At 63.0% G+C, this 12,354-nt stretch carries 12 protein-coding genes and 1 pseudogene; 8 read left to right on the top strand and 5 right to left on the bottom strand.

Annotation, left to right across the window (positions count from 1 at the left end):
• Position 1: 1 nt before the first annotated feature.
• The gene (locus AC0QUY_RS09590; protein ID WP_161853767.1) at positions 2 to 760 is read right to left on the bottom strand and encodes a proteasome-type protease; all 759 of its coding nucleotides are present in this window, start codon (positions 758 to 760) and stop codon (positions 2 to 4) included.
• A 167-nt stretch (positions 761 to 927) separates the two neighbouring features.
• Between AC0QUY_RS09590 and AC0QUY_RS09585 the strand changes: the two genes are divergently transcribed.
• Together AC0QUY_RS09585 and AC0QUY_RS09580 are read left to right on the top strand one after the other, a co-directional pair.
• A complete protein-coding gene (locus AC0QUY_RS09585) occupies positions 928 to 1,080 on the top strand; it encodes a hypothetical protein (protein WP_475386653.1) in 153 nt (50 codons plus the stop codon).
• Between the two features lie 62 nt (positions 1,081 to 1,142).
• Entirely contained in the window at positions 1,143 to 2,750 is a 1,608-nt protein-coding gene (locus tag AC0QUY_RS09580; RefSeq protein WP_475386652.1) for an ABC transporter substrate-binding protein, read from the top strand.
• A 153-nt stretch (positions 2,751 to 2,903) separates the two neighbouring features.
• Here the strand turns inward: AC0QUY_RS09580 and AC0QUY_RS09575 are convergent, their stop codons facing one another.
• The 3 genes from AC0QUY_RS09575 to AC0QUY_RS09565 all read right to left on the bottom strand — a co-directional run bounded on the left by AC0QUY_RS09575 (position 2,904) and on the right by AC0QUY_RS09565 (position 6,260).
• Complete coding sequence (locus tag AC0QUY_RS09575; RefSeq protein WP_161853771.1) at positions 2,904 to 3,746, bottom strand: transglutaminase family protein; 843 nt, start codon at positions 3,744 to 3,746, stop codon at positions 2,904 to 2,906.
• A 134-nt stretch (positions 3,747 to 3,880) separates the two neighbouring features.
• Positions 3,881 to 4,825: an alpha-E domain-containing protein gene (locus tag AC0QUY_RS09570; RefSeq protein ID WP_475386651.1), complete on the bottom strand. Its 945-nt coding sequence runs from the start codon at positions 4,823 to 4,825 to the stop codon at positions 3,881 to 3,883.
• A gap of 16 nt (positions 4,826 to 4,841) precedes the next feature.
• Positions 4,842 to 6,260: a circularly permuted type 2 ATP-grasp protein gene (locus tag AC0QUY_RS09565; protein WP_161853773.1), complete on the bottom strand. Its 1,419-nt coding sequence runs from the start codon at positions 6,258 to 6,260 to the stop codon at positions 4,842 to 4,844.
• Positions 6,261 to 6,481: 221 nt separating this feature from the next.
• On the opposite strand from AC0QUY_RS09565, the gene AC0QUY_RS09560 reads away from it, so the two are divergent.
• From AC0QUY_RS09560 to AC0QUY_RS09550, 3 genes and pseudogenes are all read left to right on the top strand, one after another.
• The gene (locus tag AC0QUY_RS09560; RefSeq protein WP_475386650.1) at positions 6,482 to 7,219 is read left to right on the top strand and encodes a competence/damage-inducible protein A; all 738 of its coding nucleotides are present in this window, start codon (positions 6,482 to 6,484) and stop codon (positions 7,217 to 7,219) included.
• 67 nt (positions 7,220 to 7,286) lie between these two features.
• Positions 7,287 to 7,778 (top strand): xanthine phosphoribosyltransferase, encoded by a 492-nt coding sequence (gpt, locus tag AC0QUY_RS09555; RefSeq protein ID WP_474416048.1) that lies wholly within the window; start codon positions 7,287 to 7,289, stop codon positions 7,776 to 7,778.
• A 119-nt stretch (positions 7,779 to 7,897) separates the two neighbouring features.
• Positions 7,898 to 8,506: pseudogene (locus AC0QUY_RS09550) on the top strand (hypothetical protein); the annotation flags it as partial.
• 153 nt (positions 8,507 to 8,659) lie between these two features.
• Here AC0QUY_RS09550 and AC0QUY_RS09545 read toward each other — a convergent pair.
• Positions 8,660 to 9,682 (bottom strand): methionine synthase, encoded by a 1,023-nt coding sequence (locus tag AC0QUY_RS09545; protein WP_475386649.1) that lies wholly within the window; start codon positions 9,680 to 9,682, stop codon positions 8,660 to 8,662.
• A gap of 117 nt (positions 9,683 to 9,799) precedes the next feature.
• Between AC0QUY_RS09545 and AC0QUY_RS09540 the strand changes: the two genes are divergently transcribed.
• The 3 genes from AC0QUY_RS09540 to AC0QUY_RS09530 all read left to right on the top strand — a co-directional run bounded on the left by AC0QUY_RS09540 (position 9,800) and on the right by AC0QUY_RS09530 (position 12,222).
• A complete protein-coding gene (locus AC0QUY_RS09540; RefSeq protein ID WP_161853778.1) occupies positions 9,800 to 10,501 on the top strand; it encodes a glutathione S-transferase N-terminal domain-containing protein in 702 nt (233 codons plus the stop codon).
• Positions 10,502 to 10,636: 135 nt separating this feature from the next.
• Complete coding sequence (locus AC0QUY_RS09535; protein WP_475386648.1) at positions 10,637 to 11,248, top strand: DsbA family protein; 612 nt, start codon at positions 10,637 to 10,639, stop codon at positions 11,246 to 11,248.
• Positions 11,248 to 12,222: an NADPH:quinone oxidoreductase family protein gene (locus AC0QUY_RS09530; protein WP_475386647.1), complete on the top strand. Its 975-nt coding sequence runs from the start codon at positions 11,248 to 11,250 to the stop codon at positions 12,220 to 12,222. Before AC0QUY_RS09535 ends, AC0QUY_RS09530 begins: the two co-directional genes overlap by 1 nt.
• The last annotated feature ends 132 nt before the right edge of the window (positions 12,223 to 12,354 follow it).

The following is a 12,354-nucleotide window of genomic DNA, read 5'->3' as shown; positions in this document are numbered from 1 at the left end:
TTTACTTCTTTGCTTCTGTTTCGGATTTGTAGGGTGGTCTGGGAATATTCTGGTGTGCCGCGCGCAGCGCCGCCGACCAGCGGGAGCGCAGATCGTGGAAATAGGGCTCGCCCGCCTCGATGCGGTGGTTGAGATCGGCCTCGCAGGCATCCGTGCGCACCACCAGCACGTCGATCGGCAGGCCGACGCCGAGGTTGGAGCGCATGGTCGAATCCATCGAGATCAGGCCGGTCTTCAGCGCCTCATACAGTTCGACGTCGTAATGCATCGCGCGGTCGAGCACCGGCTTGCCGTATTTGTGCTCGCCGATCTGCAAATAGGGCGTGTCGGTGGTGCATTCGATGAAATTGCCGGCGGTATAGACCATGAACAGCCGCATCCGCGAGCCCTTGATCTGCCCGCCGAACAGGAAGGAGACGTCGAAGGAGACGTCTTCGGATCGCAGCGCCGGGCCTTCGGTGGCGTGGACCTGGCGGATCGCGCGCCCGATGCGCTGCGCCGCCTGGAACATGGTCGGCGCGTTCATCAGCGTCTCGACCTCGCCGGTGGTGGCGTCCTCGATGCCCTCGGTCAGGGTCGACAGCACCGACTGGCTGATCGCCAGATTGCCGGCGCTGGCAATCGCCATGATGCGCTCGCCGGGCTTTGAGAAAATATGCAGCTTGCGGAAGGTCGAGACGTTGTCGAGGCCGGCATTGGTGCGGGTATCCGCAATCATGACGAGACCGTCTCGCACCAGAATTCCGCAGCAATAGGTCATCCAAGTCCCCGACGCATCGTTTTTTTTCGGCGGCCAAACTAGTAGCCAATTTCGAGGGGGCATCCAACCCCAATTCCCGTGGCGCGGCATCCGCCGGCGGGTCAAATCTCCCAGGCAAGGGTGAGGAACGCATGCGGAAACAGGCTCTGATCGGCTAGATCGCGGCCATGTGGTTGCTAGGGAGCGCCCATGCGCCGGCGGGTCCGACGGCATGGTGGCCTACAACCCGCGGCGACTATGTGCCGGCGATCCGGCTGTTCCGTCCGCTGGCGGAAGCGGCAATCTGCGAGGCCTCGAACTACCGGAGCTGCGAGTATTGATTACTCCGGCCGCCTCCGGCAGTCTGGTTGTTCAACAAGAACAAAAAGATTGGGAGGCCACCATGCGCGCCACGCGGTCGTTGCTCAAACCCGTCGCATCCATCGCGCTGCTTTGCATCGCATTGGCAGGCCCCGCCGCAGCGCAGAAAAAGGGCGGCACGCTGCGGCTCTATCACAATGACAATCCGCCCTCGACTTCGCTGCATGAGGAAGCGACGATCGCCTCGGTGACGCCATTCGCGGCGATCTTCAACAATCTCGTGGTGTTCGATCCAGCCAAGGTGCACGAGAGCATCGACACCGTCATTCCCGACCTCGCCGAAAGCTGGTCGTGGGATTCCACCAACACCAAGCTGACGTTCAAGCTCCGACAGGGCGCGAAATGGCACGACGGCCAGCCGTTCACGGCCAAGGACGTGCAGTGCACCTGGCGGATGCTGATCGGAAAGGGTGGCGAGACCCAGGACTTCAAGCGCAATCCGAGAAAAGTCTGGTACACGAAGCTGCAGGACATCTCCATCAACGGCGATCATGAGGCGACGTTCGAGTTGAGTGAGCCACAGCCGAGCCTGCCGGTATTGCTGGCGAGCGCGTTTTCACCTGTTTATCCCTGCCACGTGCCGCAGCAGGTGATGCGCACCAAGCCGGTCGGCACCGGGCCGTTCAAATTCGTCGAGTTCAAGCGCGGCGAGTCGGTTCGCCTGGTGCGCAATCCCGACTACTGGAAGAAGGACCGCCCGTATCTCGACGAGATCACGTTCCGGATGATCGACAGCCGCGCGACGCGGATGCTGGCCTTTGCCACCGGCGAGTACGACATCACTTTTCCCTCCGACGTCAGCATTCCCCTGATGAAGGACGTGAAGGCGCGTGCGCCGCATGCGATCTGCGAGATGACGACGACGGGAACGCAGATCAATCTGATGGTCAACCGCGTCAATCCGCCGTTCGACAATCCGGATATCCGGAAAGCGATGTCGCTGGCGCTCGACCGCAAACCCTTCAACACGATCCTGATGGAAGGATTGGCGCGGATGGGCGGGGCCATGCTGGCCAAGCCCGAGGGCGAGTGGGGCATGCCGCCGGACATGGTGTCGTCGCTGACTGGCTATGGTCCCAACGCCGAGAAGAACATCGCCGAGGCGCAGGCGATCATGCAGAAGCTCGGCTATAGCGACGCAAAACCGCTGCAGATCAAGATCCAGACAAGGAACCTGCCGACCTATCGCGATCCCGCCGTGATCTTGACCGACCAGCTCAAGAAGATCTACATCACGAGCGAACTCGACATTCTCGATACGCCACGTTGGTACGCGCGGCTCGCGAAGAAGGACTATACGATCGGGCTGAACGTGACCGGCGTCAGCGTCGACGATCCCGACGGCAACATCGTCGAGAATTACTCCTGCAAGTCGGAGCGCAACTACACCCAGTACTGCAACGCCGAGGTCGACCGGCTGCTGGCGGCGCAATCGAGCGAGCTCGACCGCGATAAACGGAAGAAGATGGTCTGGGAGATCGAGCGGCTACTGGTCGAGGATGCGGCGCGGCCGATCATCCTGCACTCGTCGGCCGCCAATTGCTGGCAGCCTTACGTAAAGAACTTCCAGCCGCACGCCAACAGCCAGTACAACAATCTGCGGTTCGAGGATGTCTGGCTGGATAAGTGATGGCGATTCCGCCGTCATTGCGAGCGAGGCGAAGCAAAGCAATCCATCTATCCCCGTGCTGAAGCGTGGATTGTTTCGCGGAGCCTGTCATCGGGCGCGCATTCGCGCGACCCGTTGCCTCGCAATGACGGGGATAGGCCTGTAAATTAATACTTATGACTGCGATTGGCTCTGCCACTGTCCCGGTCGCCCGGCCTGTTCGACCTTGACCGCGACCGTCAACGTCTCTGTGCCGCCGCCATAGCGGGTGCCGCGCACCGGCGCGGCGCCGAGGTAATCGAGCCCGGTCGCGACGCGGGCATGGGCGTCGGTGGTGCAGATGCCGTTGGCGGCATCGAATCCGACCCAGCCCAGATCAGGTACATATGCCTCCGCCCACGCATGGCCGGCCTGCTGGTGCACGGTGCCGTCGGAGCGCAGGAAATGCCCGGAGACGAAGCGCGCCGGCACGCCGCCGGAGCGCGCGCAGGCGATGAAGATGTGCGCATAGTCTTGGCAGACGCCGCGCTTGAGCGCGAAGGCTTCCGCCGCCGAGGTGCCCGAGTTGGTCGGGTCTTCGTCGAAGATCATGTGCTCGTTGATCTGCACCATCAGCGCATGCAGGAAGCCGAGCACGTCGCCGTCGGACTCCGAACGCATCTCGCGGGCGAACGTCGCCATCGCCGGGTTGACTTCGGTCAGCGCGGTCGAGCGCAGGAACAGGCTCGGCGGAAAGCGCTCGTCGGTGCCGCGCAGCACGCCGCCGGTGTCGTGGGTCTCGATCAGCCCCTCGACCTGGATGGTGAGGTCGGCGATCGGACCATGCGTCAACACATGGGTGACGTTGCCGAACGCATCCTGATGCGTGTCGAGCCGGGAATCGGTCGAGACGTCGATCTGCCATTCGGCGACGTACTGCCCGTCATGGCTGCCGGGCGTCATGCGCAGGATCTGGATCACGCCCGAGGCCGGGGGCTCGTAGCGATAGCTCGTGGTATGGGCAATTCGCAGGCGCATTGGCAGAACCAGGGGCGGATCGTCATGCCCGGGCTTGTCCCGGGCATCCACGTCCTTTGATGGGCATAGCAAGACGTGGATGGCCGGGACAAGCCCGGCCATGACGGCGTCTGGCTACGTTCGTTCAAAATTCACTAAATCAAATACTGCCTGGTGATGATCTCACCCAGCCTTGAATTGTCCGCGATGAATTCCTGGATGAATTCATGCACGCCGTGCTGGAAGATATCGTCCATATGGCTGTGTTCAAGGCGGTTTCGCACCCCGCGGGCATGCCGCTGGGAGGCGCCCTGGCGGCCATAGGCGACGCCGATCTGGTCAAGATTGCGCACCAGATTGCTGTAGCAGCTCGCCAGCGAGCGCGGCAGCGTGTCGTTGAGGATCAGGAGGTCGGCGATCAGCCAGGGTTTCAGCGTCTCGCGATAGACCCAGTGATAGGCCGTCAGCGCCGACACCGAGCGCAGGATCGAGGTCCACTGGTAGTAATCCAGCGGTCCCCCGACATGTTCTTCCTCGGGCAGCAGTACGTGATACTTCACGTCGAGAATGCGGGCGGTGTTGTCGGCGCGCTCCAGATGTAGGCCCAGCCGCGAGAACCAGTAGGCGTCGTTGCGCAGCATGGTCCGGTAGGCCGAACCGTCGAACCGCAGTGAAGTCTCCTGCACGAAACGGAGAAACCGCGCCAGTTCCTCGCGGCTGGACGTGCCTTTGCCCCAGACTTCCTGCAATTCGATCCAGGCCGAATTGATGGTGTCCCACATCTCCGATGTCAGTGCGGTGCGGACCGAGCGCGAATTGAGCCGCGCTGCCTCGATGCAGTTCTTGATCGAGGAGGGATTGGCGGGCGAGAACGCCAGATACTCGACGACGTTCTGCTCGTTGGCCTCCTGATAGGTCCCGTAGAAGCTGGTGCTGACACCGGCGGTCAGGAGCGCCGATTCCCACTCATTGGTCTTGCCGATATAGGCGGCGGGCAGGGCGGTGACACGCAGCGTCGCGTCGATGGTGCGCGCGATATATTCGGCGCGTTCGACATAGCGGGCCAGCCAGTAGAGGTTTTCGGCAGTGCGCGACAGCATACGTGAAATTCGCTCTCTATTCGTCCAATATCCAGGTGTCCTTGGTGCCGCCGCCCTGGCTCGAATTGACCACCAGCGAGCCTTCCTTCAGCGCCACCCGCGTCAACCCTCCGGGCACGATGGTGACGTGCTTGCTGCCGGTCAGCACGAATGGCCTGAGATCGACATGGCGCGGCGCGAGACCGGCCGCGGTGCAGGTCGGGCAGGTCGACAGCGCCAGTGTCGGCTGGGCGATAAACCCCTCCGGCTCACGCTTGAGCTTGTCGCGGAACGCCTCGATCGTCGCCTTGGTGGCGGCGGGGCCGATCAGCATGCCGTAGCCGCCGGAGCCGTGGACTTCCTTCACCACCAGCTCGCTCAAATTGTCGAGCACGTAGGCGAGGTCCTTCGGCTCGCGGCAGCGCCAGGTCGGCACATTCTTCAGGATCGGCTCCTCGCCGAGATAGAATTTCACAATCTCCGGCATGTAGGAATAGATCGCCTTGTCGTCGGCGATCCCGGTGCCGACCGCGTTCGCCAGCGTGACATTGCCGGCTGCATAGGCCGACATCAGGCCGGGCACGCCGAGCGCCGAGTCCGGGCGGAAGGTCAGGGGGTCGAGGAAATCGTCGTCGACGCGGCGGTAGATCACGTCGACGCGCTTCAGTCCCTCGGTGGTGCGCATGAACACCTCGTCGTTCTTGACGATGAGGTCGCGCCCTTCGACGAGCTCAATGCCGAGCTTGTCGGCAAGGAACGAGTGTTCGTAATAGGCGGAGTTATAGACGCCGGGCGTCATCAGCGCGACCGTCGGCTCCGCCGAGGCAGACAACGGCGCGACCGAGCGCAGCGCTGACAGCAGTTCGTCCGGATAGCGTTCGACCGGAGCGATGCGGTGGCGGGCAAACAGGTCCGGAAACAGCCGCATCATGATTTCGCGGTTTTCCAGCATGTAGGAGACGCCGGAGGGCGTGCGCGCATTGTCCTCCAGCACGATGAAATTGTCGGCGTCGGTCCGGACGATGTCGATGCCGGCGATGTGCACGTAGACGTCGTGCGGCACGCTCTGGCCGTTCATCTCGGGGCGGAAGACCGGGTTCTGGAAGATCAGATCGTCGGGAATGAGGTTGGCGCGCAGGATGTCGCGGCCGTGATAGATGTCGCGCAGGAACATGTTGAGCGCGCGGACCCGCTGCTTCAGGCCCTTTTCAAGAACTGTCCATTCCTTGGCCGACATGATCCGGGGGATGACGTCGAAGGGGATCAGGCGTTCCTGGGCTTCGGCGTCACCATAGACGGCGAAGGTGATGCCGATCCGGCGGAACAGGAGTTCCGCCTCCTGCCGGCGATATTCCAGGGCGTCCGGAGGCGTCTCCTTCAGCCAGCGGGAGAGCTCCCGATAGGCCGGGCGCAGGTCGCCGCCGGGCCCGTTCATTTCATCAAAGGCAACTGCCATAGATCCTGACTATCTCTCGAAGCCCATGCGGCACAGTGCATGACTTCACGGGATGGTAGCAAGGCTCGGGCCAGCGCGATATGCATTGGCTCGCGGCATTTCGTGTGGGCGGCCGGCCGCGCTGCCCTAAAAAAAGGCTGCCGGGTGCTTATTTCGGCAGCAAAGCCCCGTGACTTCAAAGCGTTGCTTGCGCAAAGTACGGGGACAGGTGAGGGGAAGTCATGAGCGAGATCGTCACGGCGGGTATTCTGGTCATTGGCGACGAGATCCTGTCCGGCCGGACCAAGGACAAGAACATCGGCTTCATCGCCGAATACCTGACCAATATCGGCATCGACCTCAAGGAGGTCCGCGTCGTCGCCGATGACGAGGCCGACATCATCGCCGCCATTGATGCACTGCGGAATCGCTACACCTATGTCTTCACCACCGGCGGCATCGGACCGACCCATGACGACATTACAGCCGACAGCGTCGCCAAGGCGTTCGGCGTCGGCATCGATCATCATCCGGAGGTCGTGGCGCGCTTTCGCGAGCGTTGGAGCGAGCAGGATCTGAACGAGGCCCGGCTGCGCATGGCCCGCGTGCCCGACGGCGCCGAACTGATCCAGAGCGCCACCATCCTCGCGCCCGGCTTCAAGCTCGGCAACGTCATCGTGATGGCCGGCATTCCCTCGATCATGCAGGCGATGATGGATATCGTCGCGCCCAAGCTGAAATCGGGCGTGCGGATGCTGTCGGACTCGGTGCGGGCCAACGCGCGGGAAGGCGATATCGGCGGGCCGCTGCGGGACATCGCCAATGCCCATCCCGACACCATCATCGGCAGCTATCCGTTCATGGACGAGGACAAGAAGCCGAACACCAATCTTGTGGTCCGCTCCCGCGATCCCGAAAAGCTCAACGCCGCGATGACTGCGGTGAAGGAGATGCTGGCGGGATTGAACGTGCCGCGGTAGCGACGCGAGTGATCCGGTTTCGAAAGCTACGGAGAACAACAGTGACAAATCGTTCTGGAGCGCGCTCGTGACGGCGCCGCCGGAGAGAGCTTTTCCGGTTTCCTGGGACCAGTTTCACCGGGATTGCCGGGCGCTGACCTGGCGACTCAACGAGGTCGGGCCGTTTCATGCCATCATCGCGATTACCCGCGGTGGGCTGGTGCCGGCGGCCATCGTGGCGCGCGAACTCGGCATTCGCATCATCGATACCGTCTGCATTGCCAGCTATGACCACACCAGGCAGGGCGACCTGCAGGCGCTCAAGGGCATTTCGGCCGACGTGGCAAAGCTCGGCGGCGGGACCGGCAAAGGCCTGTTGATCGTCGACGACCTCGTCGACACCGGCAAGACCGGGCGGCTGGTGCGTTCGATGATGCCGGATGCGCATTTCGCGGCCGTCTATGCCAAGCCACAGGGCAAGCCACTGGTTGATACGTTCATTACCGAGGTGTCGCAGGATACCTGGATCCACTTTCCTTGGGATACCGCGCTGTCGTTCCAGCCGCCGATCCGTCCGTGACGGCAGGGATGTGATCTAGCCGTCATCGCGAGCGAAGCAATCCATGCCGCCGCGGAAAGATGGATTGCTCGTCGCTTCGCACCTCGCATTGACGGTGGCGCCAATAGTTTGAGCCTTTCATGCCCCTGCAAAACCGCGTCACACCCACGGGCGACATCATCGCCACCCCGCATCGCGGCCTGTTCACCGGCAATCGCGGCATCATCCACGATCCCGCGACAAAGACGTTATTGAAAAAACGCTGGTCGAGCCCCGCCTGGATTACCTGCCTCTGCGAGTTCAGGGGCTGGCGGCGGCCGGTGATGGGCCGGCGGAGCTGGACCGAGCTGTTCTTTCTCGACGAAGCGACAGCGTTCGCCGCCGGCCATCGTCCATGCTTCTTCTGCCGCCGCGACGACGCCAACCGCTTCCGCGCGGCGTGGGAGGCGGGTAATGGCGTTTCGGATATTCGTGCGCGGGAGATGGACGCCGTGCTGCATCGGGATCGATTGGAGCGCGGCAAGAAGCGGCTGCACCCACTGCCCATGCCGCTAGAGAAGCTGCCAGACGGAGCGATGGTGCAGCAGGGGGCGGAGAGTTTTCTGATGGTGCAGGGCAGGGCGCTGCAATGGTCGATGGCGGGTTATAGCGGAATAGATGGCGCGATCGAGAGCGCGCTGTTGCTGACGCCGCCATCGACGCTCCGCGCGCTCAGTGCCGGATATCGTCCGGTGCTACATCCGAGCGCGAGTTTGTTAGAAGGCGATGCCGCTTGCGCGGTCGCCCTCTCCCCCGCAAGCGGGGGGGGGGGAGCTGGAGTAGGGGCTCTCTCCGCGAGTAGCGCGCGTGGAGAGAGCCCCCACCCTAACCCTCCCCCGCAAGCGGGAGAGGGAATGGAAGCATCACCCGAGCCGCTGCCTTGCCAGTTTCGCGCCCGCGCCCAGCGCCGCAAGCTTCGCTTCCGCGATGTCCCGCCGCATCGGGGCCATGCCGCAATTGGTTGTCGCGACGATGTTGCTGAGCGGCACGAATTTCGAGACGGCCTCAATCACCTTGACCACATCCTCCGACGTCTCCACCGTGTCGCTGGCGACGTCGATCACGCCGGCTTGGATCACCTTGCCGGGGAGCAGCGCCAGCAGATCCAGCGGCACCTTCGAATTGCGACACTCGATCGCGACCTGCTGGATCGGGCTTTTGGCGATCGCCGGAAAAATATCCTCGTATTGCCGCCACTCGCTGCCCAGCGTCTGCTTCCAGTCGGTATTGGCCTTGATGCCGTAGCCGTAGCAGATATGGACGGCGGTGGTGCAGGTCAGGCCTTCGGCGGCGCGCTCGAGCGCCTTGATGCCCCAGTCGGAGACTTCGTCCATGAAGACGTTGAAGGCGGGCTCGTCGAATTGGATCACGTCGACGCCGTCTGCCTGCAGCGCCTTGGCCTCGTTGTTGAGCAGTTCGGCAAAGGCGAAGGCCATCTTGACCTTGTCGCCGTAATACCGGTCGGCGACGGTGTCGGCGATAGTCATCGGGCCGGGCAGGGTGAATTTCAGCTTGCGGGTGGTATGGGTGCGGGCGACGCGGGCCTCATCCGCATGGACGCGGCCCTTCAGCATCAGCGGCGCTGTCACCTGCGGTACCATCGCCTTGTAGCGGTCCTTGCGGATGCCCATCTCGACCTTGTGGGCGAAATCGATGCCCTCGACCTTCTCCAGGAAGCCGTGGACGAAATGCTGGCGCGCTTGCTCGCCCTCGGTGACGATATCGACGCCGGCATCCTCCTGCAGCTTCACCGCCAGTATGGTGGCGTCGCGCTTGGCGCGGGCGAGTTCGTCGCCTTTCGAGCGCCAGGGGGCCCACAGTGTGTTGGGCTCGGCCAGCCATTCCGGCTTCGGTAAAGAGCCTGCGATCGTGGTTGGAAACAGCATAGGGGCCTCCCGCTCAGTTCTGATTGAGCGCCTGTCTGCCATGTCTTAAGATAGAGGTACAGAACAACAAAAGTCGCCTTCACGGGGAATATCCCGCAATCGGCAGCCAGGGGAGCCATGATCGACCTGCATTACGCGCCAACGCCGAATGGCTGGAAAATCTCGATCATGCTTGAGGAACTCGGGCTTCCCTATCGGGTCATTCCGGTCAACATCCGCGCCGGCGACCAGTTCAGGCCGGAGTTTCTGGCGATCAGCCCGAATAACCGGATCCCGGCTATCGTGGACCACGAGCCCATCGACGGGCAGGGGCCGTTTTCGGTGTTCGAGACCGGCGCGATCCTGATCTATCTCGCCGACAAGACCGGGCGTTTTCTGCCCACGGAGACGCGGGCGCGGTCCCAGGTGATGCAATGGCTGATGTGGCAGATGAGTGGGCTGGGGCCCATGCTCGGCCAGCACGGCCATTTCGCGCTCTATGCGGCGGAGAAGATTCCGTACGCGATCGAGCGTTACCGCGACGAGGCGGCGCGGCTCTACCGCGTGCTCGATGTCCAACTCGGCAAGACCGGCGCCTACGTCGCCGGCGACTACTCGATCGCCGACATCGCCTGCTTTCCCTGGACCATGACCCACAAGGCGCAGGGCTTCACGCTCGACGACTACCCGAACGTCAAGCGCTGGTACGCGGAAGTGCGCGCACGGCCGCAGGTGCAGGCAGGGCTAGCGATCGGCAAGTTCGTGAAGGAGCCGTTCGACGAGGAGGCGCGACGGAATATGTTCGGAGCCCGCGCGAAGGAATTGGCGGGGAAAGGGTAGGCCGTCGCGACGCCGTCATTGCGAGCGAAGCGAAGCAATCCATGCAACCGCGCGGAAGGTATGGATTGCTTCGTCGCTTCGCTCCTCGCAATGACGGTGGACATAACAGTGATCTCAAATAACAAGGGAAATCCCATGCTCGAGTTCTTCTTCGACTGTTCCAGCCCCTGGACCTATCTCGCCTTTCACAACATCCAGCCGCTCGCCAAAGAGCTCGGCGTCGAGATCAATTGGCGGCCGATCCTGGTCGGCGGCATCTTCAACACCGTCAATCCGAGCGTCTACGCGCAGCGCGAGACGCCGGTGCCGTTGAAGGCGCGCTACATGAAGAAGGATCTCGCCGACTGGGCGCGTTCGGCGGGCCTTGCGATCAAGATGCCGCCGACGGTGTTTCCGGTGAATAGCGTCAAGGCGATGCGCGGCTGCATCTGGCTGGGCAACAAGGACATGGTGCCGTTCGCCACTGCCGTGTTCGAGACATATTGGGGCGCCGACAAGGACATCTCGCAGAACTCGGTGCTGACCGAAATCTGCAAGAAGGTGGGCGTGGATCATGCAAAATTCTTCGAGGGCATCGGCCAGCAGGCGATCAAGGATCAGCTCAAGGCCAACACGGATGAGGTGATGGCGCGCGGCGGCTTTGGCTCGCCGACGATCTTTGTCGACAAGACCGACATGTATTTCGGCAATGACCGGATGCCGCTGATCCGCGAAGCGCTGGAGCGCGTGAAAGCGCGGGCCGCCTGATGCCGAGGGCTGTGATCTGCCGCGAGCTCGGTCCGCCCGAGAGCCTGCGTCTGGAAACCTTTGCCGCGGTGCCGCTGGAGCCCGGGCAGGCGCGCGTCGCCATTCGCGCCGCCGGGTTGAATTTCCCTGACGTTCTGATGGCCGCAGGCGAATACCAGCTCAAGCCGGCGCTGCCGTTCACGCCGGGTATGGAAGCCGCCGGCGATGTCGTCGAGGTCAACGGAGCCGAAGGCGTCGCGGTTGGCGACAAGGTGATCGTCAAGATGCGCCATGGCGCCTATTCCGATGAAGCCGTCGCCACGCCGTCGCAGCTCGTCAAACTGCCGTCGACGTTCGACTATGCCGAGGGCGCGACCTTTCTGGCCGGCCATGGCACGGCCTATCACGCGTTGATCGATCGCGGCCGGCTTCAGCCGGGCGAGGTGCTGCTGGTGCACGGTGCCGGTGGCGGCGTCGGGCTCGCCGCTGTCGAGATCGGCAAGATGTTAGGGGCCACCGTGATCGCGACGGCGTCAAGCGACGAGAAGCTCGAGATTGCGAAAGCGAGGGGCGCCGATCATCTCGTCCGCTACGACCGCGAGCCGTTCCGTGACGCTGTCAAGCGTCTCACCGACGGGCAGGGCGCCGACGTGGTGTTCGATCCCGTCGGCGGCGAGGTGTTCGAGAACTCGATGCGCTGCATTAACTGGGGCGCGCGGCTCTTGATCATCGGCTTCACCGGCGGCATCGGTCTCGCGAAGACCAATCTGTTGATGATCAAGGGCGCCAGCGTGCTTGGCGTCCGTGCCGGCGAAGCAGTGCGGAGAGATCCCATGCTCGGCGAGGTCAGGATCAAGGCGCTGACCGAATGGGCGGAAGCTGGAAAGGTCCGTCCCAACGTCTCGCACCGCCTGCCGCTGGAGGATTATGCGAAGGCGATGCGGCTATTGATCGATCGCAAGGCGATCGGGCGGGTGGCGCTGGTGATGGGGTAGGAATCGTAGATGGGGTAACGGGCCCCGGTCCACCCTCCAGGCAAGCCGCGCTTGCTACGGCGGTGTTGGGTGGCGCGCTTCGCGCGACCTGCCTGGAAGGCGGGCGGTCGTCCCTCACATTGATGGTGTTAC

Source organism: Bradyrhizobium sp. WYCCWR15520, assembly GCF_056174665.1.
The sequence above is the reverse complement of the archived record's forward strand: the minus strand, read 5'-3'. Positions and strand labels throughout refer to the sequence as shown.